The sequence below is a fragment of the Pedobacter namyangjuensis genome, from assembly GCF_003313325.1.
Taxonomy (GTDB): domain Bacteria; phylum Bacteroidota; class Bacteroidia; order Sphingobacteriales; family Sphingobacteriaceae; genus Pedobacter; species Pedobacter namyangjuensis.
Genome location: NZ_QMHQ01000001.1, coordinates 320,576 through 343,928 on the forward strand (window position 1 = coordinate 320,576; position 23,353 = coordinate 343,928).

The window sequence follows — 23,353 nt, forward strand, 5'->3', positions numbered from 1 at the left end:
ATAGCATTACAATAAATTAGTTAACTGGAATGCTAAATGCAATTTCTTCTGAGGGCAAACAAGATTTATCATTGCATGCCATAAACTCTAGTTTACCTTTCACTACAGTTGTAGATTTTTTCAACCTTATTTTTTGCTTAAAAACCACCGATTTCTCAAAGTACGAAAGATTCATTTTTACAACTTTATCGTATTTTGTAATTGGTTTTGGCTCAATCGTTTTTCCAACCAGCAAATAATCATTAGATGGCGAAAATGTAAAACTAGTTTTCATTGGAGCTGATGAAATAGTTTGCGAGTAGATGTGCCAATTGCCATCCATAACAGCTTTTAGGTGAAGTATAGCCTCGTTTTTACTTATACGCTCAGCCTTATATTGCCATTTAACCGGTTTTTCTAACTGTGCAAAAGCAATAGCATTAAACAAAACGAGAAAAGTTGCAAGCATTAATCTTTTCATGCTACAAATGTAATGTTTTAAATCTGTGTAAGAAAAAAGCCTCCCAGCTTATGCTGAGAGGCTTTTTGTATTTATTAAATTTACCTACTTAACCGGAACGCTAAAAGCAACGTCTTTAGGAGGCAAACATGATTGATCGTTACAAACCATATAATTTAGCACACCTTTTACGATAGTGGTTCCTTTTGCAAGTTTTATTTTTTGCGTAAAAATTGCCTGGTCTTCGAAATAATCAACATTCATGTTAAAAACCTTTTCGAATTTAGAAATTGGCTTTGGTTCTGCGGTAGCTCCCACCAAGGTAAAGTCTTTAGACGGCGCAAACTTAAAAGATGTTTTATTCGGTCCGCCGGGTTTCACATTTTGCGAATAAATATGCCAGCCATCTTCCATAATCGCCCTTAAATAAATGGTTGCTTCATTTTTGCCAGTTTTCTTCGCAACGTATGACCATGTTACCGGATTCTCTAACTGCGCAAATGCTCCTGCAGCAGAAAATACTACTAATGCTAAAATTAATGTTAGTCGTTTCATTATTTTGTGTTTAAAAATTCTATTTCTTTAAAGTTGTACTCAAAAATCTCTTGCCCTTTTTTTACCAAAAGAAAACCTATATCTGTAACTCCCTGTATCTCTCCTTCAAATATCTCGCCATTTTGTCGGTACAATGCTTTTTGCTTAATCCGATAAAGTGTATCAACGTATGTTTCCTTAAGTTGGGTATAATTGCCCGCTTTAAGTTGCAAGTACAAACTTTCTATTTGACTACAAATTTCTGCTAAAAGATGCTGCAAATTAACATCTTCTTGTAAAATTTGATGTAACGATGTTGCCGATTTTTCTAGGTCTGCAGGAAAATTTTGCTGATTTACATTTAAACCTATGCCAATAACGGTAGTTTTAATGCCAGTTCCCAAAATCGAATTTTCTATTAAAACACCGCCTATCTTCTTATCGTTGTAGTAAATGTCGTTAGGCCACTTAATGTTTATCCCGGCAGGTACAAATTTTGCCAAGGCTCTATTTATAGCTACGCTGATGCACATATTTAACAGAAACTGTTTATTTAGCGCCAGGAAAGTTGGTTTAAGTAAAATACTTATAGTTAAATTCTTTCCAGGTTCGGCGTACCAAAAATTGTCCTGCTGTCCTCTTCCTGCAAATTGGTCGTCTGCCATAATTACAGTTCCTTCTGCTAATGGCTCGGAATTTGACAGCATTGTTTTTAAGAAGTTATTCGTAGAATCGACCGATGATAACTTGATAAGATTTTGTCCAACAAATAATGTTGAAAAAGTGTTATTTTGCAAGTGTTGATTTTATATTTGTTGATGATCAAAATTAAAAATTTTTAATGGTAAAAAAGAAAACCGCAAACCTTTCTACCTACCTCTCAGAAATAGCCGTACACGGCATCCAAGAAAAAAAGGGAAACGATATTGTTCGATTAGATTTAAGAGAACTGAACAGTTCTGTATCTGATTATTTTGTAGTTTGCAATGCAGACTCTGCTACGCAAGTTAAAGCTATAGCCGATAGCGTAGAGGATGAAATATACAAACAAACCAAAACCAATCCGTGGCGTAAAGAAGGCCTCGATAATGCAGAATGGATTATTTTAGATTACTTTGATATTGTAGTACACATTTTTAAAACCGAAAAACGTGATTTTTACGGTATTGAAGATTTATGGGGCGATGCAGAAACCACCACTTACAAAAGTGCATAGCCCAATTAACTTACACACACATTTGAACTAACATGGAAGAAAATAAGAAGCCAAAACAAATAAAGAGAATTCCAAACATCCCTAAAAAACCACAAAAAGGCTCGAAATTTAATATTTTTTGGGTTTATGCCGCCATTATATTGGGTTTAATTGTGGTTCAACAAATGTTTAGCACCGAGAGCGTTCAAGAAGTTAACTATGCAACTTTCGAAAAAGACATGTTGATTCCTGGCGATGTAGAGAAAATCGTATCGTACAAAACCGATGAAATTGCCAGAGCTGACGTTTATATTAAGGAAGGAAAAAAGAACGATCCTAAATACGAAAAGTATAAATCTAAAAACACCTTTAATACTACTGCAAAAGGGCCTTTAGTTTATTTTAACGGCAACTCTTTAGATGCAATTAGCAAGCAACTAGACGATTCGCAGAAGGATTTACCTGCTGGCCAACCACATATCAAACCGCAGACAACCTCTAAATCAAATCCTTGGTTAAGCGGTTTTATCAGCATTATATTACCGCTTTTATTATTTGCTGGTCTTTGGATTTTTATGATGCGCCGCATGGGCGGAGGTGGTGGAGGTGGCGGAGGCCAAATCTTCAACATTGGAAAATCTAAAGCGACTTTATTTGATAAAGAAAGCCAAGTAAACATAACTTTTAATGACGTTGCGGGTTTAACCGAGGCAAAAACAGAGGTGATGGAGATTGTAGATTTCCTTAAAAACCCTAAAAAATACACCAATCTAGGGGGTAAAATCCCGAAAGGAGCACTATTAGTTGGTTCTCCGGGTACGGGTAAAACTTTATTAGCTAAAGCTGTTGCAGGCGAGGCGCAAGTTCCTTTCTTCTCTCTATCAGGATCTGATTTTGTGGAGATGTTTGTGGGCGTGGGTGCATCTCGTGTACGCGACTTGTTTAAGCAAGCTAAAGATAAAGCGCCATGTATTATCTTTATTGATGAGATTGATGCAATTGGTAGAGCTAGAGGAAAAGGTAGCATGATGGGCGGAAATGACGAACGTGAAAATACCTTAAACCAATTATTGGTAGAAATGGATGGTTTCGGTACAGACTCCGGAATTATTATTATGGGCGCTACCAACAGAGCCGATGTTTTAGATAGCGCTTTGTTAAGACCAGGCCGTTTTGACAGACAAATTTATGTTGATATGCCTGATATTAACGAGCGTAAAGAAATATTCAATGTACACTTAAAACCAATTAAGCTTGAAGAAAACATTGATATTAATTTCTTAGCTAAGCAAACTCCCGGTTTTTCTGGCGCTGATATTGCAAATTTATGTAATGAAGCTGCCTTAATTGCTGCCAGAAAATCTCACGAATCTGTTACTAAACAAGATTTCTTAGATGCAGTTGACCGTATAATTGGTGGTTTAGAGAAAAAGAATAAAATAATTACTAAAGAAGAGAAAAAAGCCATTGCTTTCCACGAAGCTGGTCACGCTACGGTTTCTTGGTTACTAAAACATGCGCATCCGCTAATTAAAGTAACAATCGTTCCTCGCGGACAATCGTTAGGCGCAGCATGGTATTTACCAGAAGAAAGAAGTATTACCACTACAGAGCAGATTTTAGACGAGATGTGCGCAACTATGGGCGGTAGGGCTGCAGAAAAAATCACCTTTGGTAAAATTAGCACCGGCGCATTAAGCGATTTAGAGAAGGTTACCAAACAAGCTTATGCAATGGTTTCTATGTACGGACTAAACGATAAATTGGGTAATATTTCTTACTATGATTCTAGAGGTCAGGAGAGTTTTACCAAGCCTTACTCTGAAGCTACGGCGAGAATTATAGACGAAGAAGCGAGCAAAATTATTGAAGAGCAGTATCAAAGAGCTTTACAGATTTTAGCAGACAATCAAGAAAACTTAATTAAGCTTGCGGAAAAACTGTTAGTTGCCGAGGTAATCTTTAAAGAAGATTTAGAAGAAATATTCGGTAAACGTGCCTTTGACAGCGAGGGAACAGAGTTATTAGCCGAGTTTGTTCCGGTTGATGATCTTTCTACAGTTTCACCAACAGTTACTGATGCTAGCTCCACTGCGTCAAATACGCCAAACGAAGCGAAATAATTATTTAATCGATATATAAAACAGCTCCATTTTTGGGGCTGTTTTTGTTTATATGAGCTAGGTTAACTACTTTTGAAACCCTACTATGAAAGAGAACATTTCTTCTAAAGAACTTATGCTTAAAAAAATTAGAAAGGCCTTGCTAGAAAAGCGAGACAATCCTTATCCTAATTTAGAAGAAAGCCCGCTTTATAAAGCTAATGAAGAAGAGCTTGAAATTTTATTTGCAGAGCAGTTAACTGCTGTTGCAGGTAATTTTATTTTCTGCGAGAACGGCGTAGACTTCGTTGAAAACATACTCGACTTAGCGGATAAATACAAGTGGCGCAAAATTTATTGTTGGGAGCCAGAGCTTCAGGCCTTGTTAAAACATTACGAGTTTCCGTTTTATCAAACAGATAAAGATTTTGAACATGCTGAAGTTGGCATTACGCTGTGCGAAGCGTTGGTAGCTAGAAATGGTTCGGTTATGTTAAGCAATCAACATGCCGCAGGGCGAAGATTGAGCATTTTCCCTCATCATCATATCGTTATTGCCCGAACCGGACAATTGGTTTTAGATTTGAAAGATGCTTTTCAGCTATTAAAAAATAAATACGGCACCAACATTCCGTCAATGGTTAGTAATATCACTGGACCAAGCAGAACTGCTGATATTGAGAAAACTTTGGTGCTTGGCGCTCACGGCCCAAAAGAGCTTTTTGTTTTTTTAGTTGATGATTTTTCTTAGTTAAATTTTTGTTTAATTTTTAATTTGTAATATATTTATACCAAATACCAAAACAGTATACGGTACATCTACAATAACTATGAACAAAATTTATTCGGTAATTACAGGTACGGGTAGCTATATCCCTGAAAATATCATTTCTGGCGATCATTTTAAAGATGCTTCGTTTTATGATAATGGGCTAAAGCTTGATAAAGAAAATGCTGAAATCATTCATAAATTCAGTGAAATTACTGAAATTGTTGAACGCAGGTACGCTTGCGACAATTTAGTTAATAGTGATATTGCAGCTATTGCAGCAAGAAAAGCTATTGAAGATGCTGGTATCGATCAAGAAAGTTTAGATCAAATCATTTTCTGTCACAATTTTGGAGATGTAAAAGCAAACTCAAATAGAATGGACATGTTGCCTGCCTTGGCAGCAAAAGTTAAGCAAGAGCTTAATATCGAAAATCCAGATTGCGTAGCTTATGACGTGATTTTTGGTTGTCCAGGATGGGTTCAGGGTGTAATACAAGCAGATTATTTGATTCGTAGTGGCGATGCCAAAAAAGTTATGGTTATCGGCTCTGAAACTCTATCAAGAATAATTGATCCACATGATAGAGATAGCATGATATTTTCTGACGGTGCTGGTGTTGTTATTTTTGAAGCAAAAGAAAGTGAAGAACCAATAGGCATCATTGCGCATAAAAGTCAGACTTTTGCTAGCCACGCTTCGTTATTGTTAATGGGGAACAGTAATAACCCCGGCGAAACTAACGGCAATACCTACCTTAAAATGAATGGTCGTAAGCTGTATGAGTTTGCTGTAGTTACGGTACCAAAGGTTGTTAAAGAGGCTATAGATAAATCAGGCGTTCCAATAACTGACATAAAAACTGTTTTTATCCACCAAGCAAATGGCAAAATGGATAATGCTATTATGAAACGTTTATTTAAACTTTACGAGATAGAAAGTGTGCCTGAAAAGCTGGTACCAATGACTATCTCGTGGCTTGGAAACAGCTCTGTTGCTACCATACCAACTTTAATAGATTTAGTGAAAAACGGAAAGGTTGAAGGCTATAAAATACAGAAAGGTGAATATGCCGTATTTGCCTCAGTTGGCGCAGGAATGCATATTAATGCTGTAGTTTATAAATTTTAAGGTAAGTGGACAAGGAGTAAGGAACAAAGATTAAAGACAATGTTTAGATTCCTTTCGTTGTTTTCTTTCTTCTTTCTCTACCCAATCCTATCCTCCAACTCGCTTTAAGCCCTGTTTAGCTTCGGTTTCTATGCTGTTCTCAAACTCGTGGTTTTTCATGGCAATGGCAATATTATAGCTCGATCTTGCCTTTGCAACTTGACCTTTCTTCTCGTAAATTTTGCCCATTTGCACAGCAGATTTTGGCGCATAATAGAATTTCAATCCTTTACCGGTATTAATAGAATTTTGATAGTTAACCAATGCCAAATCGTCCTTGCCTAAATCGTCGTTTACTCTCCCTAGTCGATAGTAATACTCAGCCTTATCTTTAGCACTGCTAAAATCATCAGCTTTGCTTTCTGAAAGGATATTTAAAGCCTTAGTTAAATAACCTCCATCAAATAATAAACGGGCTTTTAAGAGGCTTACATTTGGAGTTGGGGCATTAGCCTCATTAACCGCTTGTTTGTCTCTCTCGTTATAGCTATAGCCTGCCGATTTAGTTTTATTCATCATTGATGCGTATCCTGCGCTATCTCCTTTCAAAAGCGCAATCCAACCTAGATGCAAATTGGTATCCTTAATATAATTTACACCCTTATTTGTTTGCAAAAACTTGTCAAATGGCGCAGAAGCGCTGTAGTCTAATTTGTTTAGTTTTGCAATACCAGCTAAGTAGTCTAAGTACGCAAAGGGTTGATAAGCGCTACCCGTTGGTCTGTCTGCTAATATTTTAATCGCCTCGTCATTATGCCCATTCCTGGCGCATACATAGGCCTGCAAATAAGTCTTAAGCAAACTTGTGTCAGAAATTCGAGCGGTATACTTCATCGTTTTGGCGTAGGCGTCTTTAGCGTGGGCAACGTCAGAAAGTACATACGCGTAATAGAATACAGTTTCTTCATAAAATGGCTCGTAGGAAGACTTAGGTAAATTTTCAGCCAGTTTCTCTAAATAATTTAAGCCCGTTTGCAAATTGCCCTTAATGCCAAATGTAGATAGCGCCGACTTAAGAAAGCCTTCTGGCAGTGCGCCCATTACAGCGTTAATTAGACCCAAGCCTTTTCCATTTAAATGAAAGCCCGGAAATTTTTTACTGTTCTCTTGTAATAAACTGTTTGCACGATTAATCTCCCTTGCCGCGGTGTAGTATGAGCCGTATCTACCTCTAATTAATGCCCATTGCAAATTGATTTCTGCTTGCGCATATAAATAGTAAGGAGAGTTTTTGTCGTCATCGCTTATTTTATCCAACCTGGCACTTTTATTAGCTTCAAGTCGCTCAAATTCGGTTTTGCTTTCTGTAGTTAACAGATAAAAGTAGTCTACATAATTTTCTAAAAGCGGAACTATAGCATTATTTGGCCGAGCCTTTTTTTCGTTAGCAATCAATTGCCTTGCGGTATTTAGCTTTAGCTCGAATATATTTTGGTAGGCTTTTAAACAATTTGAATTAAAATCGAAGTTGGCGGAAACTTTAAATGAATAAAGCGTAAGAAAAGAAAAGAGAAAATAGGTAATAGAGCGTTTTGTCTTAGTAATAGAAGGCATGCAATATATTCGTCGGTTTGATAATTGAAGTTAGTAATAATATATAACGTTAAAAAACTGTTGATGTTTTAAGTAATAACTCCAAATTGGACATCTATGAAAACTGCAAACACAAAAAAGGCCAGATTTTCATCCGGCCTAGTACTATATTTGGTTTGATTGTTACGCTTCTGCTAACTCTTGTGTTAGGGCTTCGTCAACTAAAATTCTACCACAGTGCTCGCAAACAATAACTTTTTTGCGCTGACGGATATCTAATTGGCGTTGAGGTGGGATTTGGTTAAAACATCCAGAGCAAGAATCTCTGTCAATTGTTACCACAGCTAAACCGTTCACTGCATTTTTTCTCAACCTGTTATAGGCTGTTAATAAACGTTCTTCTATTTGGGTTTCAGCTTTATCAGCTTTTTTCAACAATGCGCCTTCTTCCTTCTCAGTTTCAGCCGTAATAGTATCTAATTCGCCTTTTTTAGCCTCTAAATCGCCCTTTCTAGCAGTAATATTTGCTAAAGCTTGTTCATAAACCTCAGTTTTAGAGGTTATGTCAAATCCGTATTCTCTTATTTTTTTCTCCGAAACCTGGATATCTAAGTTTTGAATTTCAACCTCTTTAGTTAAAGCATCATATTCACGGTTATTCTTAACATCCTCTAATTGCTTTTCGTATTTTTTGATTAAAGCTTGAGCTTCCTTAATCATGTTTTTACGGTTTACAATAGCGTCTTCAGTATCGTCTAATTCAGCTTTGATTTTTTGTATACGAGTTTCTAAACCAGCAACCTCGTCCTCTAAATCAGCTACTTCCATTGGCAATTCGCCTCTTACCTGACGAATTTTATCAATTTTAGTATGTATGTTTTGTAATTCGTATAAAGCTTTTAGCTTTTGCTCTACTGTTTGTTCCATTAAATGAAATAATTTATGGGGTTTGTGTTATGCTCCGTTAAACGGATTGCAAAGTTAGGAAATTTTTCTTGAATATTATCTATCAACAAATTAGATGTAAATTGTTCACTTTCATAATGGCCAATATCGCAGATGATTGTTTTATCCTCAGCATCAAAAAATTCGTGATATTTAAAATCGCCGGTTATAAATGCATCGGCACCCGCCGCAATAGCTTGTTTTAACAAAAAACTGCCGGCGCCACCACACACAGCCACTTTTTTTATTTTTTTTGCTAATAAATTGGTATGCCTAATAACTTTGGTTTGCATTCTGTTTTTAACGTGGTACAAAAATTCGCTTGCTTCCATTTCTTGCGGTAGCCAACCAATCATACCTGCGCCAACATCATTTAGTTTATTTTCCAAGGAATAAATGTCGTAGGCAACTTCTTCATAAGGATGGTTTTCTAATAAAGCCAGTAAAATTTTTCGCTCATCCTGCTTTTTAAAAATGGTTTCTATCCTAATTTCCGCTTCGCGATGCATTACGCCATGCTCGCCCACAAACGGGTTTGTTCCTTCGCCAGCCTTAAAAGTTCCAGTTCCCTCTGCGTTAAAACTACAGTCGCTATAGTTACTGATATTTCCAGCGCCCGCAGCAAATAAAGCATTTCTTAGCTGATCAGCATTTTCTGTAGGGCAAAAAGTTACCAGTTTTTTTAAAATATCCCCTTTGGGAGAAAGAACCTTAGCGTTTTGCAAACCTAAACGCTTGCAAATTTCTCCGCTAACGCCATTTGCCACATGGTCTAAATTAGTGTGTATAGCATACAATGCGATATTGTTTTTAATTGCCTTTTGCACCACACGTTCAACATAAGTTTTACCGTTGAATCTTTTCAAACCCTTAAAAACAATCGGGTGATGGGTTATAATCAAATCGCAACCTTTTGCAACTGCTTCGTCTACAATCTGCTCTGTGCAATCAAGCGCAACTAATGCAGCGTTAACTTCATCATTTGGGTTACCTACAATCAGGCCCGAGTTATCATAGTCTTCCTGGTAATTAAGGGGCGCTAAACTTTCTAAATAATTTGTAATTGAAACTAACTTCATGGCATAAAAATACAAAATCCCTATAGGCTTTTGTACCTATAAGGATTTTTTATGAAAGTAGATGTTTAAGCGCTAAAGCCACCACCCATTCTAACCATTTGCAAACTTTCAAAAACCATTCGTTGGTTATATTCGAAAGTTAAGTCTTTGTGGTTTATTAAATCTACAATAGTTCCAATAAAACAAAGTCCGCCGGTTAAAAGGTACAAAATACCCATTCCTATTTGCCCTACTATAAACCTTTGCACACCAGCAACCCATATAAAACCTAATAAAGTAAATAGTAATATATCTGAAGAGTTTTTTCTTTTGCTGGCATAAATCATTAGAAAATTTCTAACCTGTTGCTCATTTAAACCATTTGTAGCAGTTTGTAAGTAAGCATATTCTTGCGGGGTTATACCCGGTAACGACATAAATTGTGAATCTAACATGGCTAATCCTCCTTATATTTTAAATTGTGTTGTTTGTTAAAAAATTGTTTGCTGAGCTGGTAAATTCGGTAAGCGATTAAAAGCAAGGCCGGTATGCCAAACCAATGATGCGCAAAACTTGCATTAACATCTCCGTTAAACAGTGCGGTAATCGACCTCCCTAAACCACAACCCGGGCACCAATCAAAGCCTAAGTTTGCTAGCGGACAAAGGCTAAAATGATGTTCATGTGGATTTGCTGTTGCCAATAACACTAAAGCTAAAACCCAGAATGTTAACTCAACCGGAAAGCTTTTTGTGTACCTCATGTTTTTCGTTTTATATTAATTAGAAACAATGATAAGATTTTTGTTACGGCAAATATAGCGTACTCGACCAACCGAAAAAAAATATCGACCAACTCGGTTTTGCCTCCGAAGAATTTTTTCCCTAATCGTTATATCTCGTTTATTTCAACCGCAATTTGCATCGATTTTATTTAAAAAATGAGCGTTCCGTAACTTTTCGGTATGCGCAGCCCCGCCATCCGTTACAATCTTTTTGTTTTCGTCATTCTGAGCACAGCGAGAAATCCGTACGATAGATGCGCTGAAATAACAGATGCCTTACCGATTAATTGGGATTCCTCCATTCGGGATGGCGCTAAGGCAAGAAACAAAAAGGATTTTCGCTACTGTCTGGTTTATTAACAACGTTTATGCGCCCTGCAAACCACACAAATGAAATGCTGTTGTTGCTGTTTAGCCCCGATTGAAGCGTTACCCTACAGCAAGGAGGAACGACGATGCGAAGCGTAAAAGCAAAAAGCGGGACTGAGCTGCGTAATTTTCACATTATCTGCGCTACTAAAAACCTCATAGTTACTCCGCCTATGAACAAAAAAGCTGAGAACTTTCAAAAACTTGACAGGTGGCAAAAATTTAAATCTATTATAGATAAAATTCGTTTTAGATAAATTAAGTATTCAAATCTTGTGGCTTGATACTTACTACTTGATACTAATTCTTTACCTTTACATAGTGAATATTCGCGACTTAATTAATAGGTACAAAACCGATGAGCGCATTGTAGCAACCGCACAAGCGCTTAATAAAGGAAAGGGAAGTAAAACCCAATTAAAGGGGTTGGTGGGCTCTGCCGATGCGGTTGTTGCCGTTTCTACCTACTTCCTGTTACATAAACCACAACTTTTTATTTTACCAAACAGAGAAGAAGCAGCATACTTTTTATCAGACTTAGAAGGAATTTTAGGTAAAGAAGTTTTATTGTTTCCTTCGTCTTTTAGAAAAGCTTTTGAGTTTACCCAAATAGATACGGCTAATGTTTTGGCAAGGGCCGAGGTTTTAAACGAACTCAACCATCAATCTGAGTACGGGCAAATTGTAGTTACTTACCCAGAGGCTTTGGCCGAGAAAGTTATTGATCGCTCTGTTTTAGAGAAAAATACCCTAGAAATTAGCGTTGGGGCTACTTTAGGAATCGATTTTATTAACGAATTCTTATTTGAGTACGATTTTGAACGTTCGGATTTCGTTTACGAACCTGGACAATTCTCTATACGTGGTGGTATTGTAGATATTTTCTCTTTCTCGCACGAGTTGCCTTACCGAATTGAGTTTTTTGGTGATAGCGTAGAAAGCATTAGAACTTTTGAAATAGATACGCAACTTTCTGTAGACGACGTTAAAACACTAACAATTGTACCTAATGTACAGGCTAAATTTTTAACAGAAAACAACATTAGTCTGTTAGATTACATAGAAAAAGACACACAACTTTGGTTTAAAGATGTAGAGTTTACTATAGATATTGTTAAAGGTGGCTACAAAAAAGCGGTTGAACTTTGGAAGGCACTTGGCGCTACAGACAAACAGCAAAATCCAAACTGGATAGATCCTAAGTTTTCGTTTACAGATGAAAAAATGCTGTCTGATTTATTTCAGGATTTTGCAGTAATTGAGTTTGGAAAGCAGTTTTTTTATCAAACAGACACTGTTATTCAATTTGAAACTAAACCGCAACCTTCTTTTAACAAGGATTTTGATTTGCTGATAAAAAACTTAAAGGAGAACGAAAGTCAGCGTATCCATAACTTTATATTTACCAATTCTACCAAACAAACAGAGCGTTTATACGCCATTTTAGATGATATAGACAAAACGGCAAAGTTTACGCCGGTTAACGTTCCGCTTCGCGAGGGTTTTTTAGATGCGCAACAGAAAGTAGCATTTTATACCGACCACCAAATATTCGATCGTTTTTATAAATACCAATTAAAAAAGGGTTATCAGCGTAGTCAAGCCATTACGCTTAAAGATTTACGAGAGCTTAAACCAGGAGATTTTGTAACCCATATCGACCACGGAATTGGAAAATATGCGGGGTTAGAAAAGGTTGAGGTTAATGGAAAAACGCAAGAAATGATTCGTTTGGTTTATGCAGATAATGATTTGCTTTACGTAAACATTAACTCTTTAAATCGCATTGCGAAGTTTAGCGGTAAAGATGGTACGCAACCCAAAATGAACAAATTGGGCACCGAAGCTTGGGACAAACTCAAAAAAACTACAAAAAAAAAAGTTAAAGACATTGCCCGAGACCTGATTAAGCTTTACGCAATGCGAAAAGCGCAGGTAGGTACGGCTTTTGCCCCAGATGGTTATTTAGAAACAGAGCTTGAGGCTTCATTTATTTACGAAGATACGCCCGACCAGGTTAAGGCAACCGCCGATGTAAAAAAAGACATGGAAGCGCCACACCCAATGGATAGATTGGTTTGTGGAGACGTTGGCTTTGGTAAAACAGAAATTGCTATAAGAGCCGCATTTAAAGCGGTTGCCAATGGCAAACAAGCTGCAGTTCTAGTGCCTACCACCATTTTGGCTTTACAGCATTTTAAAACCTTTTCATCTCGTTTAAAAGAGTTTCCTTGTACGGTTGATTATATTAATCGTTTTAAAACGCCTAAGCAGATTAAGGAAACGCTTGAAAAAGTTGCTCAAGGCAAAGTAGATATCGTAATTGGCACGCACAGATTGCTGAGCAAGGACGTTAAATTTAAGGATCTAGGCATTATGATTATTGATGAAGAGCAGAAATTTGGTGTTGCAGCAAAGGAAAAATTGAAGGCGCTACGTGTTAATGTTGATACACTTACGCTAACGGCGACGCCAATTCCTAGAACCTTGCATTTCTCTTTAATGGGCGCAAGAGATTTATCTATTATGAGCACGCCACCGCCAAACAGACAAGCAGTAAATACCGAGTTACACGTTTTTAACGACAAGCTGATTCAGGAAGCGGTGCAATTTGAACTAGACCGAGGCGGACAAGTTTTCTTTATCCACAACCGTGTTAACGATTTACAGCAACTAGGCGGATTGATACAAACCTTGGTTCCTAAAGCCAGAATTGGTATTGCTCATGGGCAATTAGATGGCGACCAACTTGAGGATGTGATGCTTGACTTTATTAATGGCGAAAAAGACGTTTTGGTTGCTACAACTATTATTGAGGCTGGTTTAGATATTCCTAACGCAAATACCATCATCATTAATCATGCGCACATGTTTGGCCTAAGCGATTTGCACCAGATGCGTGGAAGGGTTGGTCGTTCTAACAAAAAAGCATTCTGTTATTTACTAAGCCTACCCCTATCTACCTTAACTAACGAAGCTAGGAAAAGGCTAAGCGCTATTGAAGAATTTTCTGATTTAGGAAGCGGTTTTAACATCGCTATGCGAGATTTGGATATACGTGGAAGCGGAAACTTGCTTGGCGGCGAACAGAGTGGTTTCATAGCAGAAATTGGTTTCGAAATGTATAATAAGATTCTGGATGAAGCTATTCAGGAGTTGAAGGATGCAGAATTTAAGGATTTGTTTAAGGATGAGGAACAGCGTCCGTTTGTGAGTTTTACGCAAGTAGATACCGATCTGGAAATGCACATTCCTGATGGTTATGTAACCAGCATTACCGAGCGTTATAATCTTTATACCGAACTTTCTAAATTAGAAACTGATGCACAACTTACCGCTTTTGAAAAAGAGCTGAAAGATCGTTTTGGTCCGGTTCCGCAGCAAGTAAAGTCTATGATGAAGGTTTTGCGTCTACAATGGGTTGGCAAACGTTTGGGTTTCGAAAAATTAAGTTTTAAAAAGAATATCCTTCGTGGTTATTTTATTAGCGATAAACAATCTAAATTCTTTGATTCGGAAGTATTTAACCGTGTTTTGTCCTTTGCACAACAACATCCACGCCTGTGTAATTTAAAGGAAGTAAAAGACAGTTTAAGGATTTCTTTTGATAATATTAACAATGTTGATGAAGCTATAGAAATGCTAGAATTGGTATTTTAGACTTAGTATTTAGTGCAAGTAAAATAGTACTGAATAATTATATTTCGACAGTACGAATACAACTTTTAAACATTTAAAACTTCAAACACAACTACATTTTAACCGACCATGAACCCAGAAATGCTTAAAGAATTGGTAACCATGAAAATGCCTTATGGAAAATACAAAGGTTGGGCATTATCGTCGTTGCCTGAGCCGTATTTGGTTTGGTACCAGTCTAAAGGTTTTCCGGCCGGGAGGTTGGGCCAACTGCTAGGCACCATGTACGAAATTAAATTAAACGGATTGGAGTATCTGTTGGATGGTTTAAGAAAGATGTAACTGTTTCATCTTCATTCCCGCGAAAACTGAAATTTTAATGCTCAAAAAACTATCGTGTTAAGCTTTACTATAGAAGCTGGCAATTGATGAACTCGTCTTAACTAAGCTCACACCCATTTTCATCGCAAACTGCATCGTTATTATTATTACTATTATTTAAAGATTTTAGCTCGTTTTTAGGCTGCTCAGCCTTCCATTCTGTAAGAGCCTGGGTAATGGCGCCCTTAAAGCTTTCCACCGGTTGTGCGCCAGATATGGCGTATTTTCGGTCTAATACAAAATATGGCACACCCCTAATTCCAATCTGCTGACTCTCGTAAATATCATAACGTACGTGTTCAGTAAATTCATCGCTCTGCAGCACACTATCCAATTCTTTCTTATCTAAACCTACCTTTTCGCCTATGGCGGATAAAACCTTTAATTGCGCCGTGTCTTTTCCTTCGATAAAATGAGCATGAAATAATGCTTCTTCGGCTTCATTTTGCAATCCCTTTGTTTTGGCAAAATGTAAAAATCGGTGTGCATCAAAAGAATTTCCAGGAACATTTTTGTCAAAATTGAACGATAAACCTGCGTTTTTTGCCATTTCTACAACATTCCCGGTCATTTGCTTAGCTTGCTCAACAGACATTCCTTTACTACGCGATAAATAAGTATACAGATCTTCGTTATTGGTGTTGTGATAATCTGGATTAAGCTGGTAACTTTTCCATTCTATTTCAACTTCGTTTTTAAAAGGCAAAACTTCCATTGCTTTTTCTAAATGTCTTTTGCCTATATAGCAAAACGGGCACATTACATCAGACCAGATTTCGATTTTCATAGTACAAAGGTAAGTATGAAGAAAATTTCCTCAGTAACCTGAAAGTAAAAACCATAATAGTTGTTTAACTAACAAAAAAGATAGACAAGAATCGCAAAAAGACAAGAGCTGAAATGTTTTATCAAATTTATTTTATGACATAAATATGATTTATTACTTTCGTCCAAAATTTATTTACAATTAAAAAGCTAAAAAATGAAAAGAACGCTACTCACATTATTAATCTTAGGATTAGGAATTGGTGCAAATGCGCAAAAACAAATTTTTGAAAGTCCAAAATTGGCATCAGAGATTAAAAATCATAAAGTTGTGGCAATCTTGCCATTTAACACGAAGATTACGTATAAAAAGCAACCAAAAGGATTTAGCGCCGAAGCAAACCGAGATCAGGAGAAAACGATGTCTAAATCAATACAGTCTAGTATGTACACTTTTTTGCTTAGAAAAGGGAAAGATTATTCTGTAGAATTTCAGGATGTTGATAAAACAAACATTTTATTGAAAAAAGCTGGCCTTGCCGATAAACTAGATGAAACCACAAAAGACGAAATAGCAAAAATACTTGGAGTAGATGCCGTACTAGGCGGCGACTTTGAAACTGAACAAACAAAATCTGAAGCTGGTGCAATTGCGTCGGCAGTATTATTCGGGGGGTTTGGAGGAAAGACCGGCACGGGAACATTAACTCTTACCTTGAATAATGGCGCCGCTGGAGATCTTCTTTGGAGATTCTTTAAAACTATGGATGCTAACATCACTTCTTCTACAGATGACCTGGTTGAACAAATGATGAGGAAAGTTTCTAGGAATTTTCCATACGTCAAATAATTAATAACTATTAAAAAAAGCGAAGCTAGATAAAATCTAGCTTCGCTTTTTTTATTTATACAACTGATTAAACATCCATTTAAATGTTCCGTGTGTTTGAGCTCTAAACGTAATTTCCGGACCAAAAGCATAAAGTTTACCTTTTCCATAATCTGCTTCAAAAGCGGCAACGCCGTCTTTCAAATAGTTTTGCCCCCAAGCCCAACCACTTCTTAATGGTTTATCAGTAGCAAACCAAGCTAAAGGCCTAACTTTTCCTTTGGCTGCTTCGCCCAATTTAAAAACGGGGCTATTATCGAAATAAACATCCGCTGTGCTTTCCATACCCCAATTTGCTGGTATGTTTTTATCTACCGAAACACTCAGTACACTCCCTGGCACATAATATTTGGTAGAAGGCAATCTTTTTTCTACCCCGCCAACAGTTTCTACTATGGCGTTAGTAACTGGTATTTTTAAATGAGCCGCTAAATTGGTAGCGCTACCTATTGTAACTACTTGGCCGCCTGCTTCTAAAAACTTTTTAATTTCCGGAATAGATTTATCTTGGCTAACGCGACCAACTCTGGTCCTATATTCTTCAGGAATTGATTCCAATGCAGGTGTGCCGAAGTTTTGTCTTCCTGCATTATTATTTTCAGTAGGGTTTGCCACATACGCAGGGATTGATCCGCCAACAAAAACAATTACATCATATTTGCTTTTTAAATCGCCTGCGTCTATATCTGGTGCGTAAATAACTTTTGCATCAAAATGATATTGTTCCATAATAAAACGTAACCAACCAGATGGCATTGAACCGCCGTAAGTGTCCCAAATAGCGATACGAGCTGGTGCAACTTTAGTTAATTTACTAGGTTTATTAGCTGCAGTAACCCTCATTCCAAAACCATGTTCTGCCTTATCTAAAATAGTTTTAGCCTTTGCCGATGCAGGCACATAAAATGATCCGTCTGCTTGATTACGAAACACCTCCGCACCGCCTTTTAGCAATTCGTTTACCGCTAAGTAACTTTCGTTAGCGGCCGAACTTAAAGCATAGCCAGATCCTTTAGGCAAAGCCTTAGGCGTAGCGTTTAACAATTCGCCATGTGGCATTTTTTCAAAAGGGCCTTTAAAATCTTCTAAAACCCTATCAAATTTAACATTCATTAAATAAGCCAAAGTCCAACCTGCAGCGTCGTATGGCGCTACCGGCGGGCCACCTTCGTACTTAAAATCGTTGGGGTGATCTTGTGCCTCAAACATATCTAAAACGTGAGGCCTAAAAGCTTGGTCGGTTTTAACAATATAACTTCCCGCTGGATAATTTTTTCCTGCAACGCTAAATGAAGTGGTCGCTTTTTGCACTTGTACACCTGTTCTAATCAGCGCATTTAAAAACCTAATAGCCGTTGTAAAATCTGGTTGATCTGCCGAAAGAATATAACCTCTTGCATCTCTATTTACCGGATTTTTCATTACAGTATCTAAATACTTTACAGAAAGTGCTCCCCTTCCACCCGTTGTGCTTGTTCTGTCAGCATTTGCAGCTGCATTAATGGCATCTATCTTTTTAGGCGAGAAAGACCAAGTGTCCTTCTCTCCTCTTTCGATGGAGTTTTTGCCCATTTTATAAATGTTAAACAGAAGTTCATCGCGATAGCGTTGCGCATAATTTAATACCGCATAATTAAGCGAAACGGAATAATCAATAGAATTTTTAAAATACCATTTTTGCGGTAAAACCGGATTTGGGCTGTCGCCATTAGGTAATAAACGAGCCGGAACCAATGGAATTTCTGAAGGTGTTGGACCGCCCACAATTTCGGTCAACAATCCAATCATATTGTGGAAATAAGTAGTTGTACGTAAACCGCCATTGTACCAAGTAGAAAAAACCGAACCCCCACGTTGCGTATAACCAGGTTTAGCCTCAACATTCATCCTGTTGTGCATTGCCGCCCCAACAGCATCTAAGCTTGTCATTAAAATCGGGTCGAAAACGTAGTTGTAAGGGTCTCTATACGGCGGACCCGCAACCACAGTTCCTGCAGGGCCGGCTTGGTGGTGATTGTACATGATTTGCGGTATCCATTCTATGAACAACTGGCGACCCATATTTTGCGTTTCTTTTAGGTTTAGCATAAAAAAATCGCGATTGTTATCATGGCCTGCGTATTTTTCATACAATCGTGGTAAGCCACTTAAAGATCTTTTCTTTGGATCTTTCTCTCTCATGTACCAATCGCTTTGCAACTCTTGCCCATCTGGATTTGCATGTGTCATTAGCACAATAACATTATCCAAAATCTTCGTGGTTTCTTCATCAGTTTTACTGGCTAGATTGTAAGCCATTTGAATTAATTGGTGCGCACCTACCGTTTCATTTGCATGCAATCCGCCATCCATCCAAACTACAGCCTTACCCTCTGCTGCTAGTTTTTTTGCTTCTTCGGGAGAAAGATTTTCGGCCCTCGCCAATTTTTGAGAGATTTCTTTGTAACGAGCTAAATTTTTATGGTTTGCCTCTGATGTTACAATGAGCATGTACTGGCTTCGGCCTTCTTCTGTTTTACCAATATCAACCAGTTTTACACGTTTTGATGTGGTTGCCAATTTTTTAAAATAGGCTTCGGTTTGCGTATAGTTGGCCAATTGGTAATCATCACCTATGGTAAAACCAAAATGTTCTTTTGGACTAGGGATGTTTTGTGCTACAACTGTTTGCGAAGCCAAAAGCGCTACAAAAAGCCATAAACAGGGTTTGTAAAGTTTCTTCATGGGGATAGTTTAAGTTTATCTATCAAATATAAATTACAAAAAGCGTGATATTTAACTTGCCGTAAATTTGTTACATGGGCGCTGAAATTGCATAGCTACAGGCAGGTTCTTATTTCCTATTAGTTAACAAACCTTATATTTGGACCATGACACTAGAAGAAAGAATCCAAGCCTCAAAAACCAGTATTTTTAAAGCCGTTTTCCCTAATACAACCAACCACTATGATACGCTTTTTGGCGGTACGGCCATGCATATGATGGATGAAGTAGCATTTATTACCGCCACAAGATTTAGCAGGCAAATTATGGTTACAGTTAGTAGCGATAGAATTGACTTTAAAAAAGCTATCCCCGCAGGTACTATTGTTGAGCTAATTGGCCAAGTAACAAAAGTTGGCAATACCAGTTTAAAAGTTAATGTAGAAATTTACATAGAGCAAATGTACGCAGAAGGCCGAGAGCTGGCTGTACATGGAGATTTTACATTCGTTGCCATCGACGAAAATAAAAATCCCGTTTCGGTTACAAAATAACTAGTACAAAAGAAGATAGAGATACACATAAACTACCGGCGCAGCTATTAAGAGCCCATCAAATCGGTCTAAAAAGCCACCGTGACCCGGCAAAAAACTGCCCGAATCTTTTGCATCTAAACTTCTTTTCAGCATTGACTCTACCAAATCTCCCAAGGTACCGAAGCAGACAATTAAAATAGCCATTCCGCCCCAAATAGATGGACTAAATTCTTTGAAGTTTAAGGAAATAAGATAAGAAACCAGCAAACTGGTAAACACGCCTCCAAAAAAACCTTCCCAAGATTTTTTTGGGGAGTGGCGCTCAAATAATCTTGTTTTGCCAAATTTTACACCAAACAAATATGCTCCGGTATCGCTTGCCCATAAAAGCAATAAAAAGGCAAGGGGCAAATGAAAGTTGTAGTTGTTAGTATCTGTTAAGAACCCAAGTGAATAGAAAAAACAAAAAGGAACGGTTACATAGATAAACCCAACAAAAGTGTAGGATATATTAGCAAATGGGATTTTGTTTTTTTTATATAATTCTAGTATAAAAACAGAGAATATTAACGGTACAATTAAAAGTAAATATTTTAGCTCAAACTGATAATAATGGTAAGCCGCCGTTAATGAGAATATAACTGTTGAAACAATAACCGCCATATTTCTATGTGGTCTAATTCCGCCCATTTTAACCAATTTGTAAAATTCTAAAAGCGCTACAATGCTTAAAATTAAATAGAATCCGGTAAAGGTATAACTACCTAAAAGGATGGAACCCAACATCACGATGGTAAAAAAGAAAGCGGTTATAGCTCTGGTTTTCATTGTTAACGAGGAAGAATAAATAATTAGATTTGAGGGGAGTGCAGCCTTTCTTTTGCGGCTTTGTCTTTCAGAATCCAAAACAAAGCTAGGGTTAATATTGCAGAAATAAGGTAGCCATACCAAGCAATACCCAAATCATCTCCGTCATCTATAGGCAAATTTTGCTTTTGAAGGTAAAACGCTACGATTACCGCATAGGCATTATTTAAAAAGTGTGCAAAAACCGCATACCAAATGCTCCCAGTCCAGAAATATAGATAGCCAAAAGCAGCGCCTAAAAATAGGCGTGGGAAAAAACCAAAAAACTGAACATGTATAGTGCTGAAAATTATAGCAGAAACCCAAATTGCCACATGCGGATTTTTTAGCCATCTAAATATGGTTCGCTGCAAACCTCCTCTAAAAATAAACTCCTCGCAAATTGCAGGCATAACGGCTATTACAAACAAATTGGCTAATAAACCGCCAACAGATTTAGTACTTAAAATTGCTTTTGTAGTTACCATCGCCTGGTCTTCTTGCGCTCGCATCCATTTTTCTATGCCTTTAAATACTTCAGGCAAATGCATTTGCTGGTTGGTTAGATTTACCCAAGCCATAAAAGGAGTAGAGCAGACCATTATTAAAAAAACGATGCCCAAATAATCGAATTTTGGAGCAGACATACCATAAAAGTGTTGCGGTTTTTTCCGTTCAAAAATCGCTAACAGTAATGCCGGCGTTAAGAACAAACCTATCTGTTGCGCTGTTAAAAATATTTTAAGTGCTCCTATTGTTTCTAAATCTCCTCCCGTTGCCCAAGACATATCGGTTAGTATGCTGGTGCCATACATCAGCACACAAATTACGATAGCGATAACGGCAAAAATTAAAAGTCCGCCAATACCAACAGCTAAAAGTAAAATAAGCTGTAAAAAGGGGTGGTTTTCTTGTCTAACGGGCTGGTTATATTGCATTGTTTGTAATTTACTTACCTTTGTAAAATAATTTTGGTTTGAAGATAGAAAAATGTCTGTAAAGATAGGAAATATAGATTTGGGAGAGTTCCCTTTGTTACTTGCGCCAATGGAAGATGTAAGCGATCCGCCTTTTCGTTATGTATGTAAACAAGGTGGGGCCGATTTAATGTACACGGAGTTTATTTCTTCTGAGGGATTAATTCGCTCTGCGGCAAAAAGTAGGGCTAAACTAGATATTTTCGAATACGAAAGACCAATTGGCATCCAGATTTTTGGTAGCGACATAGAAAGTATGCGTGAGGCAACAGAAATTGCAACGCTAGCTGGGCCAGATTTAATGGACATTAACTACGGTTGTCCGGTTAAAAATGTGGCTTGTCGCGGTGCGGGTTCTGCATTGTTGCAAGACATTGATAAGATGGTAAAAATGACAGAAGCGGTTGTTAAAGCAACGCATTTGCCTGTTACCGTTAAAACACGTTTAGGTTGGGATGACAACACCAAAAACATTGAAGAAGTTGCCGAACGTTTACAGGATATTGGTATTCAGGCGCTAACCGTACATGGCAGAACAAGAGCTCAATTATACAAAGGCGAAGCCGATTGGACATTAATTAGGGAGATTAAACGTAATCCACGTATTAAAATACCGATTTTTGGCAATGGCGATGTTGATAGCATTAAAAAAGCTGCAGATTGGCGTTTAGAATACGAGGTTGATGGTATTATGATCGGCAGAGGCGCTATCGGCTACCCTTGGATTTTTAGAGAAATAAAACACTTTTACGCCACAGGAGAAATATTACCTCCGCCAACGTTAGAAGAACGCATTACAGCTTGCAGAACACATTTACAAAAGTCTATAGAGTGGAAGGGGCCAAAGGTTGGCATTTTTGAAATGAGACGCCATTATGCCAACTATTTTAAAGGTTTGCCAGACTTTAAACAATACAGAATGTTGCTTGTAAAGGAAGAAGACATAGAAACCATCCATCAGTTACTTGACGAAGTGGCAGAAAAATACGAAGGTGTTTTACCTTTTTCAGAAATGGCTTGATTATTGAAAAGCTTATCTTAAATTTATAAAATGGTTACTGCAATTACAGAAGGCGTAAAAATTTCGGTAGAAACAATTTACCAAGACGAGCATTCGAATCCTGCGAACGAACATTTTATGTTTGCCTACCGGATCGAGGTAGAAAATCTATCTGATCAAAGCGTACAATTAATGCGCAGAAAATGGTTTATTTTCGATAGTAATGGCACAACTAGAGATGTGGAAGGAGAGGGCGTTGTTGGCTTACAACCTGTTATTGCACCAGGCGAAAGCTACTCTTATGTGTCTGGTTGTAATTTAAAGACTGATATAGGCACTATGCGTGGTTATTATTCAATGAATAATTTAGTAACCGAAACCAGCTTCAAAGTTGAAATTCCAGAGTTTCAATTGGTAGTTCCATATAGGTTAAACTAAATTCTATTGCAAAATTTTTATCTCTTTTTGAAAACGATCGCTTGTATTTCATAGCAATTTTTTTCCCGCTATCCGCTTTATTTCGCTGCGCTCCATGCTCGCTTCTATCGGGTTTATAGTTTAGCGCTAGTGTTTCATTTTTCGGTTTTTATCACCCAAAACCTTGTCATTCCGACTCTGGAGGAATCTGCAACTTTTGTTAGAAATATTACACAAATAGATTTTTTTGCTTTGCCGTGAATGACAAAACTTTACCAACAAAAAAAAGGACAACAAATTA

General features: G+C 37.4%; 22 protein-coding genes. 10 read left to right on the forward strand and 12 right to left on the reverse strand.

The window, feature by feature from the left end; translation table 11 throughout:
- Positions 1 to 16 precede the first annotated feature (16 nt).
- The 3 genes from DUT69_RS01530 to DUT69_RS01540 form a co-directional block, all read right to left on the reverse strand.
- Positions 17 to 460, reverse strand: a complete 444-nt coding sequence (locus tag DUT69_RS01530) for a protein-disulfide reductase DsbD domain-containing protein (RefSeq protein ID WP_113651371.1) — start codon at positions 458 to 460, stop codon at positions 17 to 19.
- 84 nt (positions 461 to 544) lie between these two features.
- The gene (locus DUT69_RS01535) at positions 545 to 994 is read right to left on the reverse strand and encodes a protein-disulfide reductase DsbD N-terminal domain-containing protein (RefSeq protein ID WP_113651372.1); all 450 of its coding nucleotides are present in this window, start codon (positions 992 to 994) and stop codon (positions 545 to 547) included.
- Positions 994 to 1,770, reverse strand: a complete 777-nt coding sequence (locus tag DUT69_RS01540) for a biotin--[acetyl-CoA-carboxylase] ligase (protein WP_113651373.1) — start codon at positions 1,768 to 1,770, stop codon at positions 994 to 996. Before DUT69_RS01540 ends, DUT69_RS01535 begins: the two co-directional genes overlap by 1 nt.
- A 44-nt stretch (positions 1,771 to 1,814) precedes the next feature.
- Between DUT69_RS01540 and rsfS the strand changes: the two genes are divergently transcribed.
- The 4 genes from rsfS to DUT69_RS01560 all read left to right on the forward strand — a co-directional run bounded on the left by rsfS (position 1,815) and on the right by DUT69_RS01560 (position 6,171).
- The gene (rsfS, locus tag DUT69_RS01545) at positions 1,815 to 2,189 is read left to right on the forward strand and encodes a ribosome silencing factor (protein WP_113651374.1); all 375 of its coding nucleotides are present in this window, start codon (positions 1,815 to 1,817) and stop codon (positions 2,187 to 2,189) included.
- A gap of 32 nt (positions 2,190 to 2,221) precedes the next feature.
- Positions 2,222 to 4,291: an ATP-dependent zinc metalloprotease FtsH gene (gene ftsH / locus DUT69_RS01550; protein ID WP_113651375.1), complete on the forward strand. Its 2,070-nt coding sequence runs from the start codon at positions 2,222 to 2,224 to the stop codon at positions 4,289 to 4,291.
- Positions 4,292 to 4,376: 85 nt separating this feature from the next.
- On the forward strand, positions 4,377 to 5,021 hold the full coding sequence (locus tag DUT69_RS01555; RefSeq protein WP_113651376.1) for a LutC/YkgG family protein: 645 nt from the start codon (positions 4,377 to 4,379) through the stop codon (positions 5,019 to 5,021).
- Between the two features lie 79 nt (positions 5,022 to 5,100).
- Positions 5,101 to 6,171, forward strand: coding sequence for a 3-oxoacyl-ACP synthase III family protein (locus tag DUT69_RS01560; RefSeq protein WP_113651377.1), 1,071 nt, complete (start codon positions 5,101 to 5,103; stop codon positions 6,169 to 6,171).
- A gap of 87 nt (positions 6,172 to 6,258) precedes the next feature.
- Here DUT69_RS01560 and DUT69_RS01565 read toward each other — a convergent pair whose 3' ends face one another.
- The 5 genes from DUT69_RS01565 to DUT69_RS01585 all read right to left on the reverse strand — a co-directional run bounded on the left by DUT69_RS01565 (position 6,259) and on the right by DUT69_RS01585 (position 10,509).
- Complete coding sequence (locus tag DUT69_RS01565; RefSeq protein WP_240186630.1) at positions 6,259 to 7,764, reverse strand: YfgM family protein; 1,506 nt, start codon at positions 7,762 to 7,764, stop codon at positions 6,259 to 6,261.
- Positions 7,765 to 7,926: 162 nt separating this feature from the next.
- On the reverse strand, positions 7,927 to 8,670 hold the full coding sequence (locus tag DUT69_RS01570; RefSeq protein ID WP_113651378.1) for a zinc ribbon domain-containing protein: 744 nt from the start codon (positions 8,668 to 8,670) through the stop codon (positions 7,927 to 7,929).
- Positions 8,670 to 9,767, reverse strand: coding sequence for a Nif3-like dinuclear metal center hexameric protein (locus DUT69_RS01575; RefSeq protein WP_113651379.1), 1,098 nt, complete (start codon positions 9,765 to 9,767; stop codon positions 8,670 to 8,672). Before DUT69_RS01575 ends, DUT69_RS01570 begins: the two co-directional genes overlap by 1 nt.
- Before the next feature lie 65 nt (positions 9,768 to 9,832).
- Complete coding sequence (locus tag DUT69_RS01580) at positions 9,833 to 10,201, reverse strand: TM2 domain-containing protein (protein WP_113651380.1); 369 nt, start codon at positions 10,199 to 10,201, stop codon at positions 9,833 to 9,835.
- 2 nt (positions 10,202 to 10,203) lie between these two features.
- Positions 10,204 to 10,509 (reverse strand): DUF2752 domain-containing protein, encoded by a 306-nt coding sequence (locus DUT69_RS01585; RefSeq protein ID WP_113651381.1) that lies wholly within the window; start codon positions 10,507 to 10,509, stop codon positions 10,204 to 10,206.
- A gap of 711 nt (positions 10,510 to 11,220) precedes the next feature.
- Between DUT69_RS01585 and mfd the strand changes: the two genes are divergently transcribed.
- Positions 11,221 to 14,559 carry a transcription-repair coupling factor gene (mfd, locus tag DUT69_RS01590; RefSeq protein ID WP_113651382.1) on the forward strand — a complete coding sequence of 1,113 codons (3,339 nt, stop codon included), beginning with the start codon at positions 11,221 to 11,223 and terminating at the stop codon, positions 14,557 to 14,559.
- 108 nt (positions 14,560 to 14,667) lie between these two features.
- Entirely contained in the window at positions 14,668 to 14,880 is a 213-nt protein-coding gene (locus tag DUT69_RS01595) for a DUF3820 family protein (RefSeq protein WP_113651383.1), read from the forward strand.
- A 97-nt stretch (positions 14,881 to 14,977) separates the two neighbouring features.
- Here DUT69_RS01595 and DUT69_RS01600 read toward each other — a convergent pair whose 3' ends face one another.
- Positions 14,978 to 15,706 (reverse strand): DsbA family oxidoreductase, encoded by a 729-nt coding sequence (locus DUT69_RS01600; protein ID WP_113651384.1) that lies wholly within the window; start codon positions 15,704 to 15,706, stop codon positions 14,978 to 14,980.
- A gap of 195 nt (positions 15,707 to 15,901) precedes the next feature.
- Between DUT69_RS01600 and DUT69_RS01605 the strand changes: the two genes are divergently transcribed.
- Positions 15,902 to 16,534 carry a hypothetical protein gene (locus tag DUT69_RS01605; protein WP_113651385.1) on the forward strand — a complete coding sequence of 211 codons (633 nt, stop codon included), beginning with the start codon at positions 15,902 to 15,904 and terminating at the stop codon, positions 16,532 to 16,534.
- Positions 16,535 to 16,585: 51 nt separating this feature from the next.
- Here DUT69_RS01605 and DUT69_RS01610 read toward each other — a convergent pair whose 3' ends face one another.
- Positions 16,586 to 19,297, reverse strand: a complete 2,712-nt coding sequence (locus tag DUT69_RS01610; RefSeq protein WP_113651386.1) for a M14 family metallopeptidase — start codon at positions 19,295 to 19,297, stop codon at positions 16,586 to 16,588.
- A gap of 146 nt (positions 19,298 to 19,443) precedes the next feature.
- On the opposite strand from DUT69_RS01610, the gene DUT69_RS01615 reads away from it, so the two are divergent.
- Positions 19,444 to 19,830 (forward strand): acyl-CoA thioesterase, encoded by a 387-nt coding sequence (locus DUT69_RS01615; protein ID WP_113651387.1) that lies wholly within the window; start codon positions 19,444 to 19,446, stop codon positions 19,828 to 19,830.
- Here the strand turns inward: DUT69_RS01615 and DUT69_RS01620 are convergent, their stop codons facing one another.
- Positions 19,831 to 20,640 (reverse strand): phosphatidate cytidylyltransferase, encoded by an 810-nt coding sequence (locus tag DUT69_RS01620; RefSeq protein ID WP_113651388.1) that lies wholly within the window; start codon positions 20,638 to 20,640, stop codon positions 19,831 to 19,833.
- Positions 20,641 to 20,663: 23 nt separating this feature from the next.
- Positions 20,664 to 21,596, reverse strand: a complete 933-nt coding sequence (locus tag DUT69_RS01625) for a CPBP family intramembrane glutamic endopeptidase (protein ID WP_113651389.1) — start codon at positions 21,594 to 21,596, stop codon at positions 20,664 to 20,666.
- Positions 21,597 to 21,648: 52 nt separating this feature from the next.
- On the opposite strand from DUT69_RS01625, the gene dusB reads away from it, so the two are divergent.
- Together dusB and apaG are read left to right on the forward strand one after the other, a co-directional pair.
- The gene (gene dusB, locus DUT69_RS01630; RefSeq protein ID WP_113651390.1) at positions 21,649 to 22,656 is read left to right on the forward strand and encodes a tRNA dihydrouridine synthase DusB; all 1,008 of its coding nucleotides are present in this window, start codon (positions 21,649 to 21,651) and stop codon (positions 22,654 to 22,656) included.
- A gap of 30 nt (positions 22,657 to 22,686) precedes the next feature.
- The gene (gene apaG, locus DUT69_RS01635; RefSeq protein ID WP_113651391.1) at positions 22,687 to 23,073 is read left to right on the forward strand and encodes a Co2+/Mg2+ efflux protein ApaG; all 387 of its coding nucleotides are present in this window, start codon (positions 22,687 to 22,689) and stop codon (positions 23,071 to 23,073) included.
- Positions 23,074 to 23,353: the final 280 nt, after the last annotated feature.

What these genes read in the sequence shown, in the direction of transcription:
- ftsH (WP_113651375.1), top strand. Translation starts at nt 2,222, where the DNA reads ATGGAAGAAAATAAGAAGCCAAAACAAATAAAGAGAATTCCAAACATC.
- DUT69_RS01555 (WP_113651376.1), top strand. Translation starts at nt 4,377, where the DNA reads ATGAAAGAGAACATTTCTTCTAAAGAACTTATGCTTAAAAAAATTAGA.
- DUT69_RS01570 (WP_113651378.1), bottom strand. Translation starts at nt 8,670, where the DNA reads ATGGAACAAACAGTAGAGCAAAAGCTAAAAGCTTTATACGAATTACAA.
- DUT69_RS01585 (WP_113651381.1), bottom strand. Translation starts at nt 10,509, where the DNA reads ATGAGGTACACAAAAAGCTTTCCGGTTGAGTTAACATTCTGGGTTTTA.
- DUT69_RS01605 (WP_113651385.1), top strand. Translation starts at nt 15,902, where the DNA reads ATGAAAAGAACGCTACTCACATTATTAATCTTAGGATTAGGAATTGGT.
- DUT69_RS01530 (WP_113651371.1), bottom strand. Translation starts at nt 460, where the DNA reads ATGAAAAGATTAATGCTTGCAACTTTTCTCGTTTTGTTTAATGCTATT.
- DUT69_RS01620 (WP_113651388.1), bottom strand. Translation starts at nt 20,640, where the DNA reads ATGAAAACCAGAGCTATAACCGCTTTCTTTTTTACCATCGTGATGTTG.
- DUT69_RS01535 (WP_113651372.1), bottom strand. Translation starts at nt 994, where the DNA reads ATGAAACGACTAACATTAATTTTAGCATTAGTAGTATTTTCTGCTGCA.
- DUT69_RS01580 (WP_113651380.1), bottom strand. Translation starts at nt 10,201, where the DNA reads ATGTTAGATTCACAATTTATGTCGTTACCGGGTATAACCCCGCAAGAA.
- DUT69_RS01560 (WP_113651377.1), top strand. Translation starts at nt 5,101, where the DNA reads ATGAACAAAATTTATTCGGTAATTACAGGTACGGGTAGCTATATCCCT.
- DUT69_RS01600 (WP_113651384.1), bottom strand. Translation starts at nt 15,706, where the DNA reads ATGAAAATCGAAATCTGGTCTGATGTAATGTGCCCGTTTTGCTATATA.
- rsfS (WP_113651374.1), top strand. Translation starts at nt 1,815, where the DNA reads ATGGTAAAAAAGAAAACCGCAAACCTTTCTACCTACCTCTCAGAAATA.
- apaG (WP_113651391.1), top strand. Translation starts at nt 22,687, where the DNA reads ATGGTTACTGCAATTACAGAAGGCGTAAAAATTTCGGTAGAAACAATT.
- dusB (WP_113651390.1), top strand. Translation starts at nt 21,649, where the DNA reads ATGTCTGTAAAGATAGGAAATATAGATTTGGGAGAGTTCCCTTTGTTA.
- DUT69_RS01615 (WP_113651387.1), top strand. Translation starts at nt 19,444, where the DNA reads ATGACACTAGAAGAAAGAATCCAAGCCTCAAAAACCAGTATTTTTAAA.
- DUT69_RS01610 (WP_113651386.1), bottom strand. Translation starts at nt 19,297, where the DNA reads ATGAAGAAACTTTACAAACCCTGTTTATGGCTTTTTGTAGCGCTTTTG.
- DUT69_RS01625 (WP_113651389.1), bottom strand. Translation starts at nt 21,596, where the DNA reads ATGCAATATAACCAGCCCGTTAGACAAGAAAACCACCCCTTTTTACAG.
- DUT69_RS01565 (WP_240186630.1), bottom strand. Translation starts at nt 7,764, where the DNA reads ATGCCTTCTATTACTAAGACAAAACGCTCTATTACCTATTTTCTCTTT.
- DUT69_RS01595 (WP_113651383.1), top strand. Translation starts at nt 14,668, where the DNA reads ATGAACCCAGAAATGCTTAAAGAATTGGTAACCATGAAAATGCCTTAT.
- DUT69_RS01575 (WP_113651379.1), bottom strand. Translation starts at nt 9,767, where the DNA reads ATGAAGTTAGTTTCAATTACAAATTATTTAGAAAGTTTAGCGCCCCTT.